Origin of the sequence: Rubripirellula lacrimiformis, assembly GCF_007741535.1 — a bacterium.
Lineage (GTDB): Bacteria > Planctomycetota > Planctomycetia > Pirellulales > Pirellulaceae > Rubripirellula > Rubripirellula lacrimiformis.
In genome coordinates, this window is record NZ_CP036525.1 from 2,619,661 (window position 1) to 2,637,784 (window position 18,124).

Here is an 18,124-nt window from a genome sequence, read left to right on the forward strand (position 1 = left end):
TATTCCCAAAGATCGATTAGCCACCGAAGTCGTCGTAGGCGATGTTTTCCGGTTCAACGCCCAGGTCATCCAACATGCGGAAGACCGCTTGGTTCATCATCGGTGGTCCACAGATGTAGTACTCGATGTCTTCCGGCGCCGGGTGAGTGCTGAGGTAGTTTTCGAGCAGGACTTGGTGGATGAATCCGACGTAACCGTCCCAGTTGTCTTCCGGGGCAGGTTCGGAAAGAGCGATGTTGAACTTGAAGTTCGGGAAGTCCTTTTCGATGTCACGGAAGTGATCGACATAGAACAATTCACGAGCACTTCGTCCACCGTACCAGTACGAGACCTTGCGGTCCGTCTTGCCACGTTTGAACAGTTCGAAGATGTGACTACGCAGCGGAGCCATACCGGCACCACCACCGATGTAGACCATTTCGGCGTCAGTGTCCTTGATAAAGAACTCGCCGTAAGGGCCACTGATCGTCGCTTCGTCGCCCGGTTTCAGGCTAAAGATCCAACTGCTCATTTGACCAGGCGGCACATCGGGCATCCGCGGCGGCGGTGACGCCACGCGAATGTTCAGCATGATGATGCCTTTTTCGCCGGGATAGTTGGCCATCGAATAGGCACGCACCACAGGTTCGTCGACCTTCGACACGTAACGCCAAATGTCAAACTTGTCCCAGTCGCCGTGGAATCGTTCTTCGATGTCGAAATCTTTGTACTTCACTTCGTGCGGTGGGCACTCGATTTGGATGTAACCACCGGCCTTGAAGTCGACTTCTTCGCCTTCGGGAAGTTCCAGGACAAATTCCTTGATGAAGGTTGCAACGTTGTGGTTGCTGCGAACCTTGCACTTCCACTTCTTGGTTTCGAAAGCTTCCGGTGGCACTTCGACCGTCATGTCGGTTTTGACGGCCACTTGGCACGACAGACGTTCGCCTTCGGCTGCTTCTTTTTTGTTGATGTGGCCTTTTTCGGTTTCCAGGATATCGCCACCGCCCGACGACACTTTCACCTTGCACTGGGCACAGGTGCCACCGCCACCGCAGGCGCTGCTGACAAAGATGCCGGCATCGGCCAACGCACCGAGCAGCTTTCCGCCAGCTGGGATTTCGATGGTTTTCTGGTTGTTGATCAAAATTTTGACCGGACCCGAAGCCACCAATTGTTTCTTGGCGGCCAGGATCAAAAAGACGAGCGCGACCACAATGATCGTGAACATCGCGACGCCGAGGAAAATGGTCATTTTAAGAACTCGTAAGTGGTTTACAGGCTGATTCCGCCGAACGACATGAAGGCCAACGCCATCAAGCCAACGGTGATGAAAGTGATTCCAAGGCCGCGAAGCGGCGGAGGCACGTCACTGTATTTCATCTTCTCGCGGATGCCGGCGAGCGCCACGATGGCCAAAGCCCAACCGATACCGCAGCCCAATCCGTAGACGACCGATTCGCCAAAGTCATAGTTGCGGTCTTGCATGAACAACGAACCACCCAGGATGGCGCAGTTCACGGTGATCAACGGCAGGAAGATTCCCAAAGCGTTGTAAAGCGGTGGGAAGAACTTGTCCAAAACCATTTCCAGGATCTGAACCATTGCCGCGATGACGCCGATAAAGCTGATGAAGGCCAGGAAGTCCAAGTTGACGTCGGCAAAGTCGATCGTGCTGGTCGGGACGCCTAGGTCGTTGATCCATGTCATCGCGCCTTTCTTCAACAACCAACTATTGATGACTTGGTTGGCTGGGATCGTGATCGCTTCGATCACAATCACTGCCGCGCTTAGTCCCAAAGCCATTTTGACGTTCTTGCTGATCGCCAAGAACGTGCACATGCCCAGGAAGAACGCGAGTGCAAGGTTTTCGATGAAAACAGCTTGCAAAAAGATGTTGATGTAGTTTTCCATGGTTCGCTTACGCCTCTTCGATTTGTTCAGGCTTCCAGGCGCGGATCGCCCAGATCATGAATCCGATGATGAAAAATGCGCTGGGCGGCAACAGCATCAAGTTGTTTGGGTTGTACCAACCACCGTTTCGATCAAGCGCGAATACTTCCATGCCGAAGATCGTTCCGCTGCCGAATAGTTCGCGGAAGAACGCGACCACCATCAGCACCAAGCCGTAGCCCAAACCGTTGCCGATCCCGTCTAGGAAGCTAAGTCCGGGACCATTTTTCATCGCGAATCCTTCGGCGCGACCCATCACGATGCAATTGGTGATGATCAACCCGACGAACACCGACAATTGCTTGCTGATGTCGTAGAAGTATGCCTTTAGGAATTGGTCGACCACGATCACAAGCGATGCGATCACGGTCATCTGAACGATGATCCGGATGCTGCTGGGGATGAAGTGGCGGATCGCACTGACGCAAAAGTTGCTGGATGCTGTAACCGCAATCACGGCCAACGACATCACCAGCGATGTTTCCATTTTGCTGGTCACCGCAAGCGCCGAACAGATTCCCAGAATCTGAAGAGCGATCGGGTTGTTGTCGACCAGTGGATCGACCAACACGTCTATGGGTTTCTTAGCCATTGATCGATTCTCCGGATGTGCGAATGTCGGCGGATTTGGCCTCGGTGGCGTCCGCGGTTTCTTCGTTGACCTTGATTTGATCCAAGATCGGCGTGCCGTCTTGGATGTCCTTGCCTAGTTTTGCTAGGAAAGGGCCATACGCGTCGTCACTGGCCCAATAGCGGACCATCTTGGTGACGCCGTTGCTGGTGATGGTCGCACCCGACAATCCGTCGACCGCATAAACGTTGTCGGCTGGTGCGGGGCCTTTGAAAACCATCGCTGCGGGCTCGCCATCGGCGTCGTAAAGTTTGCGTCCGTCCCACTTGGCTTTCCAAGCTGGGTTGTCCACTTCACCGCCCAAACCGGGCGTTTCTTTGTGTTGATAGAACGTCAAGCCTTGGATCGTTTCCAAGTCGCTTTTCAGTGCCATGTATCCCCACAGCGTTCCCCACAACCCTTTGCCGTAGATCGGCAACACGACCTGTTGGATCGTGTCGCTGCCCGGTCGGGTAACGAAGTAGACCTTCATCACCGAGGGGCGTTTTTCTTCGCCGGGATCGTATTCGGGATCGACAATTTTAACGGCGGTGGAATCCGAGGCCGCTTCGGCCAGTTCCCAGTCCGCTGCGTTGACTTCGTTGTTGAACGAGCCATCGTCCATATTGATCAGCCCTTCGTGGACCCATCCATACAGTTCGTCAATTTGTTTCTTGGACAGCTTGCCCGCAGGCACGCCGTATTCGCCGATCGCCAGACCGGCCGCATCCAAGATGTTCTTTTGTTGGTCCAACTTTTCGTTGGCCAATTGGGTTGGTCGCAGTGCAACCGCCGCGGCGCTAACCGCCAGCGAGCAAACGATACATAGGACCGCCGCGGTGGCGACGGTGCTCATTAGGGAATCACGTCGTTGCATAGCGTGCCATCCTCCGGCGAACGTTAACTTGAACCACGAAGTAGTCGATCAGCGGCGCGAATACGTTGCCGAACAGGATCGCCAACATGATCCCCTCGGGGTACGCCGGATTGACCACTCGAATCAGGACGGTCATGAAGCCGATCAGCGCGCCGTAAATCCATTTGCCTTTGTCGGTCATCGATGCGCTGACCGGGTCGGTCGCCATGAAAACCAAACCGAAAGCCAAGCCGCCGATCACAAGGTGCCATTCTGGGGGAACGCTGAACATTGCGTTGCCGCCCATGTTGACGCCCATCATCAACCAGGATGTTGCAAACACGCTACCGATGATGGCAGCCATGATCTTCCAAGAACCAACACCGCTGGCGATCAGGATGAATGCACCGACGATGCACAGCAGTGCGCTGGTTTCGCCGATACAGCCTTGGACGGTCCCTAGGAACGCATCCATCCAGCTGATCGAACTGACCCAATTGGCCTGTTCGGCTGCGGCCGATCCCATGGTGTATTGAATTTCAGAGAGAGCATCCGTCGCTCGGGTTCCTTCCGGAGCCGAAGCCAGTTTGCCCAGTGCGGTTGCCCCGCTGAACCCGTCAACGGCTGTCCACACTCGCTCGCCGCTGATCTGGCCGGCGTAGGCGAAGTATAGGAAAGCACGGCTGCTCAAGGCCACGTTTAGGAAGTTACGACCGGTCCCGCCAAAGACTTCTTTGGCGACGATCACCCCGAAGGCGATGCCCACCGCAACCTGCCACAGCGGGATCGACGCCGGCAGGGTCAACGGGAACAGTAGCCCCGTCACCAAGAACCCTTCGTTGATCTCGTGTCCTCGGAGCACACTGAATACCAATTCGATGTGCCCGCCAACAAACATGCAGACGATATAGATCGGTAAAAAGTGGATCGCACCGAGCACGAAGTTATCGGCAAGGTTGGTCGAATCGTGACCGAAGCCGAGTGCATGATGGATGTCGTAGTGCCAGTCTTGGTCGACGCTAACGCCAACGGCTTGGCCCTGTTCGATCGCAACGTTCGCCAAATGGCCGACGTTCCACATGCCGAACATGGTCACCGGAATCAACGCCAATACGACGGTGATCATCATTCGTTTCAGGTCGATCGCATCGCGAACGTGCGTCGTCCCCTTGGCGACTTCGCCAGGCGTGTAAAGAAACGTGTCGAGGGCTTCGTAGACGGGGTAAGCCATCTCGAGGGGCCCGCCCTTGGCAAAGATCGGATGAACTTTGTCGAGGGCTGTTCGGAGTGCTTTCATGGATCAACCTTCTCGTTCGATCGTGCTCAGGCTCTGACGCAGCAGTGAGCTGTATTCATATTTCCCAGGACAGACAAACGTGCACAGTCCGAGATCTTCTTCTTCCAATTCCAACACGCCCAATTGCTGGGCTTCGTCGGTGTCACGGTAAATCAGCGAACGCAGAAGCTGGGTCGCCAAAATGTCCAGCGGCATCACCTTTTCGTAGGTCCCAAGCGGCACCATCGCGCGTTCGCTGCCGTGGGTGCTGGTCGTCATCGGGAACTTCTTGTTCGGAATCCCCGCCGACGCAAAGACTTTGGTGGTCGAGTACTTGTCGAACCCAGGTTTTTGCCAACCCAGGAATTCTCGCTCGTCACCCTCTTCCAGAACCGAAATCTGATTGTGGTAACGGCCCAGGAAATCGTGGAAACCCAGTGCCGTGCGTCCGCACAGCACGCTGCCACTGATCGGGCGAATCTTGACCGATTCGTCGTATTCGCCGTTGATCAGTTGGCTGATGCTGGCGCCGATGCGGGTCTGCAACAGACGTGGGCGGCCGATCATCGGGCCGGCGACCGAAATCACGCGGCGAGTGTCCAGGGTGCCGGTTTGCAGCATCGATCCGATGGCACAAACGTCTTGGTAGCCGATGTACCAAACCGTTTTGTTCGGGCCGACAGGATCCAAAAAGTGGATGTGTGTGCCAACCAAGCCGGCCGGGTGCGGGCCGGAAAATGATTCGACTTGCACGCCGTTGACGCCCGAGCCGGGAACGTCGCTGGTCGATGCTTTGCAAACAAAGACGCGGCCGTCAGTCAACTGTGTCAGTGCTTGCAGGCCCAAAATGAATTGGTCCTTGCGGTCCGCGATGACGATCGATGGATCGCCGGCGAGTGGATTGGTGTCGATCGCTTGGACAAAGATCGACGATGGCGATGAGCCGATGGCCGGAACTTTGCCAAATGGGCGTGTTCGCAGGGCGGTCCAAAGTCCGCTTTGCACCAAATGTTCGGCGATCGATTCGCGTCCCAACGATGCTGGGTCTTTGCCGGCCATCCCATCGAATTCGACGCGATCGTCGCCATCGACGTCAATCACGATCGATTCGAACTTCCGCTTGGCACCGCGGTTGACCTCGGCGACCGTTCCCGAAGCCGGGGCCGTGTACAGCACGCCCGAGTTCTTTTTGTCTTCGAACACCGGTTGGCCCAAACGGACGCGATCACCCGGGGCGACCAGCATCGTTGGTTTCATGCCGATGTAGTCATCACCCAGCAATGCCACTTGGGACACTTGCGGTGCGATCTCGATGTGTTGTTCCGGACTTCCCGTGATAGGAAGATCCAGCCCTCGCTTGATGGTCGTCATCAATGACCCTTTTCAACGGTCGTCAACAGTGAATCGTGTTGGCAAGAATTGCAGTGCCCCAGCATCGATGAAAACGCAGGAATCGGGCGAACTTGGTCTCCCAAATCACCGTCTACCCCCCTGTTGCAACACAGGCCGTGGTCCATCGTGTGCCGGACGAGCTTTGCCGATTAAAAATCTGTCCGTTCGCCAAGCACGACCGGGAAATAACGCGGCCGAAGACAACCGCCTCGTTCAGTTTGTGAAAAAAATCACAAACTTGGTCCGAGTGAACGCCCGCGTAGAAAAAATCAACGCGAGCCATCGTCTTCATTGCCATCGATGGACATGCGATTGTCGAGGTCCGACGACGGGGGGATTCGAGCAGTCAGGGCGAATACGGGGACATCCATCGAGACGAACCTGCACTGAAATGCTGGTTGCCCGCGGACATCGGATGCGCCATTCCACTCGATCCGTCGTTGGACGCGGCATTCACTTGCCAAACGTTCCATGATCGTGCTGCAAATCGCTCGTTCGAGCTCACTGTACGAACCGTGCTAAGGCGCGTGCAATCAACGCTAAGAAGCGAATTCTTGCGAGTCAGAAATATGGCATAGTGACCGATTCATCGCAACGCCACTGAGTTTTCGACCTCCGAAATCTGCGTCTGACGGTGATAATGTCTTGATCCCACCCGCTAAGTGTGCCGGAAGGGCATTGCAATCGGGAGGGTACCCACTTGCGTCTCGACTTTTAGGCCCCAAATCGATCAGATATTCGCACAGAGGCGGCGCGCATCTTGAAACGGAAAGTTGTTGGGGCTGAAAAACCATCGATTTTCCATCCCGCCGAATCTTACTGGCAGACTGATGTAGTGTTGGGGCAAGGCAACCGTTTTTGCCCGGCCCAGCCGCTTAGGCACGGTCTGTTTTGGATACGCAACTTTTCGACACGCCATTTTTTTTTGAGGTCACCGATCGTTATGAATCGAGCATTCACCCTGCTGTCCTGTGCCCTGGTTGCCACTTTCGGATTCACTGTTTTGGCAGGTTGCGGGTCGTCTTCGGCTCCGCCGGCCGAATCTGCGGATCATGGCCACGACGACCACGATCATGAAGGCCACGACCACGATCATGACGATCACGAGGGGCATGACCACGACGATCACGGTGACGATCACGAGGGGCATGACCATCCTGCCCACGGTCCCAATGGCGGCCATATGGTCGACCTGTCCGGCGGCGCACATGCCGAATGGGCTCACAACGACGACAAAGAACTGATCACGGTCTATCCCGAAAATGCCGACAAGGTCACCAAGGTGGAAATGAAAACCACCATCGAAGGTGACAGCACGGTTTACCCGTTTGCGAAAGCGGACGATGACGGCCAGACCATCTATACCCTGACTAGCCCCGAACTGCTGACGGCCATCAAGATGGGCGATGCGGTCAAAACGGAATTGGTCATCACCACCGCCGATGGCGAGTCGACCGGCAAAGTCGCTCACCACGCTCACTAAAACCCAGTACTGGCTCACTCGCATGACTGATGCATCCACCTTGGTCGCTGACCAAGACCCGACCTCGTCCGCTGACACTAACCACGCGACTGTTAAATTGCGCCGTCAAGATATTCGAAACGTCGTCATTATCGCTCACGTCGATCACGGCAAAACCACTTTGGTTGACTGCCTGCTACGACAAAGCGGACAGTATCGCGACACCGAATTGCAGGGCGAACGGATCCTCGACTCGAACGATATCGAGAAAGAGCGCGGGATCACGATTCTGTCCAAGAACATCGCGCTGCCTTACGAAGGCGTGAAGATCAACGTGATCGATACGCCAGGTCACGCGGACTTCGGCGGCGAAGTCGAGCGAGTCGTCCAGATGGCTGACGGTTGCTTGGTGCTGGTCGACGCAGCCGAGGGCCCCATGCCACAGACGCGTTTCGTCTTGGAAAAAGCTTTGCAGGCTGGTTGCACGCCGATCATCGTCGTCAACAAGGTCGATCGTCCGGACGGACGTCCTTTGGAAGCATTGGACGAAGCGTTGGAATTGCTCGCCGAACTCGGTGGCGAAGAACAGCTGGACAAGGTCAAGTGCGTTTACACCAGCGCCAAAGAAGGCTACGCGACTTTGGACCCATCGGTCCGCACCGAAGACATGCGACCTCTGTTTGATCTGGTGATCGAGGCTCTGCCGGGTCCAGAAGTCGTCGAAAACGCTCCGCTGCAAATGATGGTCACCACGTTGGGCTGGAGCGAGTACGTTGGTCGGATCGCGATTGGTCGGATTGCCGCGGGCAAGATCGAAGCGGGCCAAACGATTGAACTGCACCAGAAAAGTGGTCCGGTCAAAGTCAAAGCTGCCGGTCTGTTTGTGTTTGATAATCTGGGACGCACCGCTGCCGAATCGGCCAGTGCCGGCGACATTGTTGCGTTGGAAGGTTTGACCAACGTCGAAATCGGCGACACGATTTCCGCCGTGGATGCGAACAACGCATTGCCACGTCTGACCGTCGACGAACCGACTTTGGAAATGGTTTTCAGCGTCAATTCGTCGCCCATGGTTGGCCGCGAAGGCAAGTACGTGACGACTCGCCAATTGAAAGCTCGCCTTGAAAAAGAGCTCGAACGTAACGTCGCGTTGCGAGTCGAGATGGTCGAAGGCGTCGAAGCCTACGCCGTGAAGGGGCGTGGCGTGCTGCACTTGGCAGTGTTGATCGAAAACATGCGACGCGAGGGCTTTGAACTGTCCGTTGGCAAGCCACGCGTGATCTTCAAAGATATCGATGGCAAAAAGAACGAACCGTTCGAAACATTGCAGGTCGAAGTGCCCACCGAAACGATGGGGCCAGTGATGGAATTGGTGGGTCTGCGCCGCGGACAGCTAGAGGAAATGACTCCGCGTGGTGAATACACCATGCTGAAGTTCTTGATCCCATCGCGTGGTTTGATCGGACTTCGTACCCGATTGTTGAACGCGACTCGCGGAACGGCGATCATCAACCACCGCTTTGAAAGCTATCGTCCGATCGAAGGCGAAGTGCCCAAGCGATCCAACGGTGTGCTGATCTCGATGGTTGCTGGCAAGACGGTCCCCTTCGCGATGTACGGTTTGCAAGACCGTGCGGAACTATTGGTTCCCGCTGGAATCGAAGTCTACGAAGGAATGATTGTCGGCGAAAACGTTCGCGATAACGACATGACGGTGAACCCGTGTCGCGAAAAGAAACTGACCAACATGCGAGCCTCTGGCAGTGACGAAAACGTCATCCTGAAGCCACCACGCGATATGTCGCTGGAAGCCGCACTGGAATACATCGAGGAAGACGAACTGGTCGAAGTCACCCCTCAGAATATCCGGTTGCGGAAGATCATGCTGAAGGAATCCGAGCGTCGTCGTAAGGGACGCAACGCCTAATCGGCAGCTTCCAAAGATCGCCATGAATCCAAGAAGGCCAGGCTAGTCCTGGCCTTCGTCGTGCGCCGACGAAGGCTTCGCGGCGACCGTATCGAACGTCGCCAAGGCTCTCGGCCGACTCGCGCGCTGCTTCGCAGCCAAGCTCGCCCCGCCGCTTCGTCCTTCGGCTACTGGTTCTTTGTGGGGTCGTCGTTCAGATCGCCTTCCGTGATGATCGTGAACCCTTTCTCGTGCAACGTCTGCATCGCGAATTCGATGTTCTCGACCATGATGGCGACGGCCGGTTTGCCGTTGGGGCGGACGATCAAAGGATACGCCTGTGTGATGTTCAATTCCGCTTGCAGCAAGGCCGAGCAGACTCGCAGCAGTGGTTGTGGGCCTTCGGGCAGTTCGACGCCGATCAGATCGGTTTCGATGATCGCCAAGCCGCTACGTTCCAGGATCTCGCGTCCTCGGTCAGCGTCACTGACTAGAAAACGGACGAAGGCACATTCGGCGGCATCGCTGACCGAAAGGGCACAGATGCGAATTCCGGTGCCTTCGAAGCGTTTGACGACTTCCAGCAATTGGCCGACCCGGTTCTCCAAAAAGATGGTGAACTGACGAAGAGCCGGGAAATTGCGACCGCGAATGGTTTCGAACGCGGTGGTTGAATCGTCGCCAATGCTCATCGCTGGTTCATCCTGTGATGGGTTGTTTTCCGGCAAAGCTGAAAAGTTTAGGCTTTCTAAGGCTTTGCGGTCAATTCGATCGCTGGATTCGGGGGCCTTCGCTGCCGCAACCCGGCGCTAAAGTGTCAACCAAGGACGTACCGAAGATGGTTTTTAATCAGGAAGCGGCGCCGAGCGATCATCCGTTGATGCGCCACTGCGAGCAAATTCGTGTTGCGTATCAAGAAACCGACGGTCAGCGGCGAGTGCACCACGCCAATTATCTGAACTATTTCGAACGCGGTCGAGTCGAGATGCTGCGGGCTGCGGGCGTCAGCTATCGATCCTTCGAAGACGACGGACAGATGTTGGTCGTGACAGAGATGAACGTGCGATATTCGGCAGCCGCAGAGTTTGATGATCTGCTGGAACTGACCGTTACGGTCACCGAGATCCGTCAAGTTCGCATCCGGCACCACTACGTGATCCAACGCAATGGCGAGACGATCGTCGAGGGCGATTCGACGATCGCATGCGTCAACCGAAGCGGAAAGCCGTCCAAATTGCCCCAAGCATTCCTGGACGCGCGAGCGTATCTAGCCTGAATCCACCATCCGCCGTCTTCCGCTAGGTTGAACGTGGATGGTGGGGGGCGTTGAAGTCGGGGGGCGTTGAAGTTGGGGGCGAATGGCCGATCATCGACGTTGTGAATCCCGTCGATCTTGGCGGGGCCGTTCACACCGTCGCATGATTCGGCGGATCGGTTCATTGGTTGCCCATCAGTTGGCTGGCCTTGCGGACCATTTGAATGAACTCGGTTCGCAGGCCGTTTTCGTCTTCGCCTTGGGACGACTTTGCGGCTGCTAGGACATCGTCGATCGCCCAGGATCCGACGTAGGGGCTGCGCCGGAGCTGCATGCCGAATCCTGCCACGGCCGCGGCGAACCGAGTGTCGATGTCGGCATCGTCGAACTGCTTGCCATCGTCCACGACCGGAAACTCGACCAGCGTGCTGGTGTCGCCATCGGGCTGCTTGTAACGCAGTTTCAGTGTCAACGTTTCGTCGCTGTCGGCTGCCGGGGCGGGTTTCGATTTCACTTGATACTTCAGGTCATCGACCTTGGGGGCTGCCGCGTCGGTTTCCTTCCCTGCGGGGACCAATTCGTACAGGGCGGTCACCGAGTGGCCGGCACCGATTTCGCCCGCGTCCTTCTTGTCGTCGTTGAAGTCCTCTTTGGCCAGAACACGGTTTTCGTATCCGATCAGTCGGTACGACGACACCTGTGTCGGATTGAATTCGACTTGCAGCTTGACGTCCTTGGCGATCGTGACCAACGTGCCGCTGATCTGGTCGACCAGGACCTTGCGAGCCTCTTGCTGGCTATCGATGAACGCATAGTTGCCATTGCCGCGGCCACTGATCTGTTCCAGCATCGAGTCGTTGTGGTTGCCCATGCCGAATCCCAGCACGGTCAAGAATACACCGCCCTTGGCTTCGGTTTCGACCAGTCGAACCAGGTCGCTGGTGCTGGTCGTGCCCACGTTGAAATCACCATCGCTGCACAGGATAACGCGGTTGACTCCATCGGTGATGAAATTTTCGCGAGCGGTTTGATAGGCCAACTGGATGCCTGCGCCACCGTTGGTGCTGCCGCCGGCCGAAAGCTGGGTCAGGGCCTTGCTGATCTTCTTTGCCTTCTTGGCTGGCGTCGAATCGAGCACCAGGCCCGCCGAACCGGCATAGACCGCGATCGCTATACGGTCCTTGGGACCAAGCTGTTTGGCCAGCATCTTCATGCCATTGATGACGAGCGGCAGCTTGTTCGACGAGTTCATCGATCCGGATGTGTCGATCAGGAAGACCAGGTTGCAAGCCGGACGCTGTTTCTTTTGCATCGTCTTGCCCTGGATGGCGATCCGAGCCAGTCGATGTTCGGGGTTCCAGGGGCAGGACGAAATGTCGACCGCCGAAGCGAACGGGTGCTCGGCGTCCGCGGCGGGCGGTTGATACGCATAGTCGAAGTAGTTGATCAATTCTTCGATCCGTACCGCATCGGGTTGCGGCAACTGGTTGGCACGCATCAGATGATCGCGAGTCTTGCTGTACGAGGCCGTATCGACATCCACCGAAAACGTGCTCAGCGGATGTTCGTCGACTCGTTTGAATGGGTTGTCCGTGATCGGTTCGAACTTGTCGCCAGATGCCTGCGGTCCACGTCCCAAGGTGGTCTGGCGAGCTTTGCCCCTGATCGAAATTTCAGTTTGAAGCTCGTCGAAGAACAGGTCTTTGTTCGTCGGTACGACAACGATGGCCGGTGGCTGAGGCCCGCCGGGGACCGTTCCCATCGATTGGGATTTTTCCAATCGCTGACGATTCATGGCCAGTAATGGTTTGGAAAGAGTTGGTTCTGGAGCGAACGGGGCAGCGACGTCCGCCTGGATATCGTCACCGGCAACGGTGCTGGATTGCAGTTGAACCGAGTTTGGTGCCGCGGGGGGCGTCGGTGCAGGCATGCCTCCCATCATTCCACCATCCATCCCCATTCCACCCATCCCCATTCCACCCATATCCACTCCACCCATATCCATTCCACCCATCCCCATCATCATGTCATCCATCTCCATGCCGGATGTATCCATGTCCATGACTCCCTCCAGATCCATAGCCATATCCATGCCGCCGGCTCGCCGACTACGACGCGATCGCGTTTCGTTCTCCGGTGCGGGGGCCTGGTTTGGTGCTGTCGAAGCGAGTTGGGGCGTCGTCTGCAGAGCGTCATTGCGTTGAAACGAGAAAGCCGTTGACGCAGGTTCCGGCGGCCGTTCGTTGGTCGACTCGGCGATGGGGCCCAGGCTGTCCGATTCGGTTGATTCTGTGATCGACGAGGTGGGGTTGATGTCGTAGGCAACTTCCGCGTCCGGCTTCAGCATCGGCGCAACGCCGACCATCAAGGCCACCACCGCCGCGGTCGCCAACATCAACATTGGAATCTTCCACGATCGATTGCCGCTGTGGCCCGGTTGCGTACCAGGGTGGATGGGGGGCGGCCCCGTGCGTACCGAGGCGACTGAACCCGCGTTGATCGCGCTGAGCCGGTCGTCGGTCAGTGGCGGAGTCGATTCGGCATCGAACAGGTCCGCCAATTTGTCGGTCACGTGTCGCGCTTCGTCGACAGCCGACTGCAGTTCAGCGTTGGACTGGATTTCTCGCTCGAACGCCGCCAGTTCGTCGCCGGACAGTTCACCGATCACATAGGCGGTGATGCGGGGGTCGTCCCAGGTGGATGGGTCGGACATGGATGGTCTCTTTCAAGTGGTTCCGACAGGCATGCGACTGGCGCGATCGGTGTCGGAAAGGGAGTGTGTGGTGGTGACGGTTTCGACTGCGCCACTGGTGGGACGCCGGGTCGACAAATGGATCCGCTGGGGGGCGTGACCTAGTGGGCCAGCGCGGTGCGCAGACTGCGGACGGCTTCGTGCAAATGGAAACCGACGTTGCTGACTGACAATCCGGTGACGTCGGCGATCTCGCGGTAACTCAGTCGCCCGGTCATCCGCAGTCGCAGCACTTCTTGTTGACGCGGCGACAGGCCGTCCATCAGCGTGTCCAGGTGGACGTGTTCTTCGGCGTCGATGGCGGCCGTCTGTGCATCGGGCGCAGGATCGGGCATCGGCGATTGCGATACATCGATGGGCATCGCACGAGCTGTTCGTTGCATGTCAATCACTCGGCTTCGGCAGACAGAGAAGAGCCAAGCTGCGATGCGGGCATCAATTTTTTCGGGACGCTCGCGACACAGCCGCAGGAACGTTTCCTGCACCGCATCCTGGGATCCCTGCCAATCGCCACCATTCATACGAGCCGCATAGGCAAGCAGTGGCCGCTGGTATCGATCAACGATTTCGTCGATCCGGCCCGGCGGCCAGGGGCTTGGTGGCGTTGTCATGGATGGCGACTAAGGCAGAAGAAAAGAACGCGGTTTCGCAATGACAACGATCGGCCAAGAGATTTCTTAGGCCAAGAATCGAAAAAGTTCGAAAGCATGGCTCAGCAAGCCGCGTTCGGGGCACAAAACCACGTAGCGAAAGTCGCCAAGACTTTCGGCCGTTCTCTTGGCGGTTTGTCGATTGAATCGAACTTTCAACGGCGTTGATGAGCCGCTGGCCGTGAAGCCAAGGGCATGGGGGGGATTCCCGGCCGCTGACGCGATCACGGCTCACTGAATCGACAAGCTCTTGGCGGTTTGTCGATTGAATCGAACTTTCAACGGCCATGGTGAGCCGCTGGCCGTGAGGCCACGGGCATTGGGGGGTGATTCCCGGCCGCTCACGCGATCACGGCTCACTCAATCGACAAGCTCTTGGCGGTTTGTCGATTGAATCGAACTTTCAACGGCCATGGTGAGCCGCTGGCCGTGAGGCCAAGGGCATTGGGGGAGGATTCCCGGCCGCTGACGCGATCACGGCTGACTGAATCGACAAGCCCTTGGCGAGCTTCGCTACGGGATTGGATTCAGCCAAGCTCGGTCTGCCTAGACCAACTTGGTTTTGCCGGGGATCGCGTAGTGCGATTCGGGGCGTGGACCGTTGATGTCGAAATCTTCGGGGAACATCGCCAGCTTGGATTCGTTGGTCAAGAAGTCCCAGGTCACCTTTTTTCCGGTGTAGGCGGCGACGCGTCCCAGCACGGCGGTCAGCGAGCTGGCGGCGGTCTCCTTCAGTTCGACGATCGGTTTGCCGTTGCGGATCGAATCGATCAGGTCTTTGTGTTCTTGTTGATAGGCGGCGCCGATGTCGCCCTTCATCGAAAAGATTTCTTTGCCGCTGCGATCGACAATCTCGACACCCTTGTTGATGCCGTGGATGGTTGCTGTTCCTTCGGTGCCGTAGATCACGTTGGAATTCTCAGTTGCGGCGCCTGGAATTTGGCGGCATTTGAACGAAATCATTCGGTTACCCGGGTACTGATAATCGACCGACATGCTGTCCCACATCTCGCTGCCTTCGGGGCGAGTGAATCGGCCTCCCGATGCAAACGCCGACTCGGGCGGACCGCCCATGACCCAGTTCAGTGTGTCGATGTTGTGGACGGCCTGTTCGACGATTTGGTCACCGGATAGCCAGATGAAGTGCATCCAGTTGAACACTTGATAGGCCGTGTCGCTTTGGTCTGGTTTGCGGATTCGATTCCAGATCCCATTGGAACAGTAGCGTGCGGTTCCCGAGATGATGTCGCCGATCGCACCGTCATGGATCTGTTTGATCCCTTCGACATAGTTGGTTTGTCGACGGTATTGGGTTCCGGTAACGATCGCAGTGCCGTTGGCTTCGGCCTTTTCGTGCGCGGCTACACAAACTTTGTATCCGGCCGGGTCAACGCAGGTCGGCTTTTCGGCGAACACATGTTTGCCAGCTTCGACCGCTTCCATGATGTATTGGGGGCGGAACCCGGGTGGGGTGGCGAATAGGACGACGTCGACATCTGCGTCATCGAGGATGCGTCGATAGCCGTCGATGCCGCTGTACATTTTATTGTCAGCGACGTTGGTCTTGGTGTCGTGCCGTTTCTGCATCGCCGAACGCAATGAACCTAGCTTGGCTTCTTCCAGGTCCGCGATGGCGACCAATTGGATGTTTTCGTTGATGGACATCGAATCGTTGATCGCACCGCTGCCCCGTCCGCCGGCACCGACCAAACCGATCCGAATCGGTTGATCCGAACCGCTGGATGATCCGGTGGTTTCGCCGGCGTGAACGCCACGGACACTGGCTAGCGAGGCGGCAACGCCGGCCGAAACGACCGAGCCGGACTTGATGAAGTCGCGCCGCGAAGCCGCAGGTGTCGAATCCGAGGAATCTTGAAGGCGAGATGTGGCTGGTTCGGTATGGGCCGATTGAGATTCAGGTTTCATCAAAGCAGTTCACGCAGGAGGGTAGAAAGGTGAGTGACAAGTGGGGAGTCTCGTCATTTCTGCATTCTAGTCCGCCGCGGCCATGCGGTGTGGAAATCACTGGGCTGCCCCAGCGACGATTCGCGTTTGGACGTCGTGGGATTCGCCAGAAGTCTGCTGCGGAAGGAAATTCTGCGGGGCGAAATTCATCGGGAGAATTCATCGGGAGAATTCTTCGGGGGGAATTCTTCGGGGGGAATTCTGGCGAATCTCACGACGGGGGGCTCGCGCGATCGCCGGACCGGCGAATTTGGGCTGTGACCCTGGGCTAGGCTGCCCGACGCTGGCACAGGTCGGCAGATGTTTGCTCGGATGGGTTGGCGAGCATCTGCAGCAGCGGGTCGATTCGGTAAGGTTTGCTGACCACCATTTCGACGCCTCCTTGGCGAGCGTGTTCCAGATCGGCGGAACTGGATGTCGATGCGATCCAGGCGTGCCGAGGCGAGCGGTCACAGGTTTGGAACGTCGCGATGCGTCGCCGCCAAACTTGGCTGCCGGCCGGCGGGGCGACCGAATCGTCCCACCATACCGCGTCGATGTTTCGCAGCGTGGTTGAATTGGGCGTTCGGCACCAAACCGCTGTTGCACCGGATGATTGAGCTACGTCCATCAGCGGTTCCGCGTTGGCCATCGTCGATGCGATGACCGCGACGCTTCGCACCGGCGGAACATCGGACAATCCGCTGTCGTGGGTGGCCAGAAATCGCGGCAGCACTTGGTTCGATCGATGCCAAGGGTGTCGCCCGGCGTCGAAAAATGGTTCCGGCATTCGGCTGATGGCAGCACACATCGACCCCAGCAGGTTGACGCGAGATGCGTTGGGATACATCGTCCCCAATGCAGTCAAGTCATCCGATGCGATGTCAAACCGAGTCGATTGGGTCACGATGATGCGATCGACCGCACCGGCGGGACGCCGCAATGCGGATTCCAATTCAGCACGCCACGCAATCTGGGACGCCTGCGATTCGCATTGATGATAGATGTTGCGAAAGTCGACCGAATCGCGGTCGCCGATCCACAGCAGCGTGCCCTGCGGACAATCGCTGCCCCGATGAATGACCTGATGATTGGCCTGGTCATTCCCGACGGCTGAATCGCCGTGGGAACGTTTGGCTGGCTGCGGCTGGGCGGCCGATGGCGGGTTCACGTGGGTCACTCGATTCCATCCTTGTATCGTTAACATTCCGTGCGACCGACCGTACTTGGCCGAGCGATTTTGCCGGTTGAGGGATTCCCAAAAGCAGACGCCAACGTTTGCTGGTTACTCCGCTTCGTCGATCGCTTCTTCGACTTCCTTCAGCACGTGCCACGCTTCGGTGGGTGATCCGGCGGCGCGGATCCGATCCAGCATGCCGTCGGTCGAAATCATTCGACTCAACTTTGCCAGGATACGAAGGTGGACCGTGTCGTCGTAAGAGCAGATCAGGAAGAAGATGTCGGTCATCTGCCCCTGGTCCGAAAATGGAATCGACGACGGACAGACTGCCAATGCGATCACCGAATCGGCCAAGATCGAAGTTTGGGGACGCCGGGGGTGCAGCAGGGCCACGCCGCAGTCCAGTGCCGTTGGGTGCATTTGCTCGCGCGCCGCAACCGCTTCGGCCATCGCCGGCGCGTCCCACATCAACCCCGTTTGCCCCGCTAGATTGCACATCGAACGAATCACCGATCCGCGGGTTCGTGCATTCAACGGGATTTCGATCGAATCGATGCTGCACATTTCGTGGATCGGTCGGTCGACGGCTTGCGGATCGGCGCGGTCCAACACGTCCTGGACCTTTTCCAGCTCCTCTCGGTCGCTGACGCCGATCTGTTCTTCGAGCCAGTGGTGGATCTCGGCTTCGCTGAATCTCCATTCCCCGCCCACTTTTCGGCCCGGTAGTCGACCGCGCATGGCCATCTTGCTGACCTGATCGGGCAGCAGGTGCAGATAGGCGGCAAGTTGGGCAACGTCTAGATCTTCCATCTTTCGGGAGCTCGCTGGGGTGGGGTGGGGCACGGTGTTCAATGGATTTCGTAGCGTCATGATAGCAACGGTTACCAGATTTCAAGCGACGATCGTGAC

15 protein-coding genes are annotated in these 18,124 nt (G+C 57.3%); 3 read left to right on the top strand and 12 right to left on the bottom strand.

Translation table 11 applies throughout. The annotated features are described in order from the left end of the window. Positions 1-16: 16 nt before the first annotated feature. The 6 genes from nqrF to K227x_RS09300 are packed head-to-tail and all read right to left on the bottom strand — an operon-like array spanning position 17 to position 6,045. Positions 17-1,234: an NADH:ubiquinone reductase (Na(+)-transporting) subunit F gene (gene nqrF, locus K227x_RS09275; RefSeq protein ID WP_145169254.1), complete on the bottom strand. Its 1,218-nt coding sequence runs from the start codon at positions 1,232-1,234 to the stop codon at positions 17-19. Between the two features lie 20 nt (positions 1,235-1,254). After that, on the bottom strand, positions 1,255-1,893 hold the full coding sequence (nqrE, locus tag K227x_RS09280) for an NADH:ubiquinone reductase (Na(+)-transporting) subunit E (protein WP_145169255.1): 639 nt from the start codon (positions 1,891-1,893) through the stop codon (positions 1,255-1,257). Positions 1,894-1,900: 7 nt separating this feature from the next. Continuing rightward, positions 1,901-2,524 carry an NADH:ubiquinone reductase (Na(+)-transporting) subunit D gene (locus K227x_RS09285; protein ID WP_145169256.1) on the bottom strand — a complete coding sequence of 208 codons (624 nt, stop codon included), beginning with the start codon at positions 2,522-2,524 and terminating at the stop codon, positions 1,901-1,903. Then, on the bottom strand, positions 2,517-3,419 hold the full coding sequence (locus K227x_RS09290) for a Na(+)-translocating NADH-quinone reductase subunit C (RefSeq protein WP_145169257.1): 903 nt from the start codon (positions 3,417-3,419) through the stop codon (positions 2,517-2,519). The genes K227x_RS09285 and K227x_RS09290 overlap by 8 nt, the downstream gene beginning before the upstream one ends. After that, a complete protein-coding gene (locus tag K227x_RS09295; protein WP_145169258.1) occupies positions 3,406-4,695 on the bottom strand; it encodes an NADH:ubiquinone reductase (Na(+)-transporting) subunit B in 1,290 nt (429 codons plus the stop codon). Before K227x_RS09295 ends, K227x_RS09290 begins: the two co-directional genes overlap by 14 nt. Positions 4,696-4,698: 3 nt before the next feature. Continuing rightward, complete coding sequence (locus K227x_RS09300; protein ID WP_145169259.1) at positions 4,699-6,045, bottom strand: Na(+)-translocating NADH-quinone reductase subunit A; 1,347 nt, start codon at positions 6,043-6,045, stop codon at positions 4,699-4,701. A gap of 964 nt (positions 6,046-7,009) precedes the next feature. On the opposite strand from K227x_RS09300, the gene K227x_RS09305 reads away from it, so the two are divergent. Then, positions 7,010-7,549, top strand: coding sequence for a hypothetical protein (locus K227x_RS09305; protein WP_145169260.1), 540 nt, complete (start codon positions 7,010-7,012; stop codon positions 7,547-7,549). A gap of 22 nt (positions 7,550-7,571) precedes the next feature. Then, on the top strand, positions 7,572-9,455 hold the full coding sequence (gene typA, locus K227x_RS09310; protein ID WP_145169261.1) for a translational GTPase TypA: 1,884 nt from the start codon (positions 7,572-7,574) through the stop codon (positions 9,453-9,455). Positions 9,456-9,622: 167 nt separating this feature from the next. Here typA and K227x_RS09315 read toward each other — a convergent pair whose 3' ends face one another. Continuing rightward, entirely contained in the window at positions 9,623-10,126 is a 504-nt protein-coding gene (locus K227x_RS09315; protein WP_145169262.1) for an acetolactate synthase, read from the bottom strand. A gap of 146 nt (positions 10,127-10,272) precedes the next feature. On the opposite strand from K227x_RS09315, the gene K227x_RS09320 reads away from it, so the two are divergent. Next, positions 10,273-10,710, top strand: a complete 438-nt coding sequence (locus K227x_RS09320; protein ID WP_391540425.1) for an acyl-CoA thioesterase — start codon at positions 10,273-10,275, stop codon at positions 10,708-10,710. A gap of 160 nt (positions 10,711-10,870) precedes the next feature. Here the strand turns inward: K227x_RS09320 and K227x_RS09325 are convergent, their stop codons facing one another. The 5 genes from K227x_RS09325 to K227x_RS09345 all read right to left on the bottom strand — a co-directional run bounded on the left by K227x_RS09325 (position 10,871) and on the right by K227x_RS09345 (position 18,025). After that, on the bottom strand, positions 10,871-13,402 hold the full coding sequence (locus K227x_RS09325) for a YfbK domain-containing protein (RefSeq protein WP_145169263.1): 2,532 nt from the start codon (positions 13,400-13,402) through the stop codon (positions 10,871-10,873). Positions 13,403-13,542: 140 nt separating this feature from the next. Further along, a complete protein-coding gene (locus K227x_RS09330) occupies positions 13,543-14,052 on the bottom strand; it encodes an RNA polymerase sigma factor (protein WP_145169264.1) in 510 nt (169 codons plus the stop codon). A gap of 585 nt (positions 14,053-14,637) precedes the next feature. Next, positions 14,638-16,017, bottom strand: a complete 1,380-nt coding sequence (locus tag K227x_RS09335; protein ID WP_145169265.1) for a Gfo/Idh/MocA family protein — start codon at positions 16,015-16,017, stop codon at positions 14,638-14,640. A 307-nt stretch (positions 16,018-16,324) separates the two neighbouring features. Beyond that, on the bottom strand, positions 16,325-17,215 hold the full coding sequence (locus K227x_RS09340) for a hypothetical protein (protein ID WP_145169266.1): 891 nt from the start codon (positions 17,213-17,215) through the stop codon (positions 16,325-16,327). Between the two features lie 105 nt (positions 17,216-17,320). Continuing rightward, entirely contained in the window at positions 17,321-18,025 is a 705-nt protein-coding gene (locus K227x_RS09345; protein WP_145169267.1) for a PTS sugar transporter subunit IIA, read from the bottom strand. Between the last annotated feature and the right edge of the window lie 99 nt (positions 18,026-18,124).

Coding starts and splice junctions, on each gene's coding strand:
- nqrF (WP_145169254.1), bottom strand. CDS start 1,234: ATGACCATTTTCCTCGGCGTCGCGATGTTCACGATCATTGTGGTCGCG.
- nqrE (WP_145169255.1), bottom strand. CDS start 1,893: ATGGAAAACTACATCAACATCTTTTTGCAAGCTGTTTTCATCGAAAAC.
- K227x_RS09285 (WP_145169256.1), bottom strand. CDS start 2,524: ATGGCTAAGAAACCCATAGACGTGTTGGTCGATCCACTGGTCGACAAC.
- K227x_RS09290 (WP_145169257.1), bottom strand. CDS start 3,419: ATGCAACGACGTGATTCCCTAATGAGCACCGTCGCCACCGCGGCGGTC.
- K227x_RS09295 (WP_145169258.1), bottom strand. CDS start 4,695: ATGAAAGCACTCCGAACAGCCCTCGACAAAGTTCATCCGATCTTTGCC.
- K227x_RS09300 (WP_145169259.1), bottom strand. CDS start 6,045: ATGACGACCATCAAGCGAGGGCTGGATCTTCCTATCACGGGAAGTCCG.
- K227x_RS09305 (WP_145169260.1), top strand. CDS start 7,010: ATGAATCGAGCATTCACCCTGCTGTCCTGTGCCCTGGTTGCCACTTTC.
- typA (WP_145169261.1), top strand. CDS start 7,572: ATGACTGATGCATCCACCTTGGTCGCTGACCAAGACCCGACCTCGTCC.
- K227x_RS09315 (WP_145169262.1), bottom strand. CDS start 10,126: ATGAGCATTGGCGACGATTCAACCACCGCGTTCGAAACCATTCGCGGT.
- K227x_RS09320 (WP_391540425.1), top strand. CDS start 10,273: ATGGTTTTTAATCAGGAAGCGGCGCCGAGCGATCATCCGTTGATGCGC.
- K227x_RS09325 (WP_145169263.1), bottom strand. CDS start 13,402: ATGTCCGACCCATCCACCTGGGACGACCCCCGCATCACCGCCTATGTG.
- K227x_RS09330 (WP_145169264.1), bottom strand. CDS start 14,052: ATGACAACGCCACCAAGCCCCTGGCCGCCGGGCCGGATCGACGAAATC.
- K227x_RS09335 (WP_145169265.1), bottom strand. CDS start 16,017: ATGAAACCTGAATCTCAATCGGCCCATACCGAACCAGCCACATCTCGC.
- K227x_RS09345 (WP_145169267.1), bottom strand. CDS start 18,025: ATGGAAGATCTAGACGTTGCCCAACTTGCCGCCTATCTGCACCTGCTG.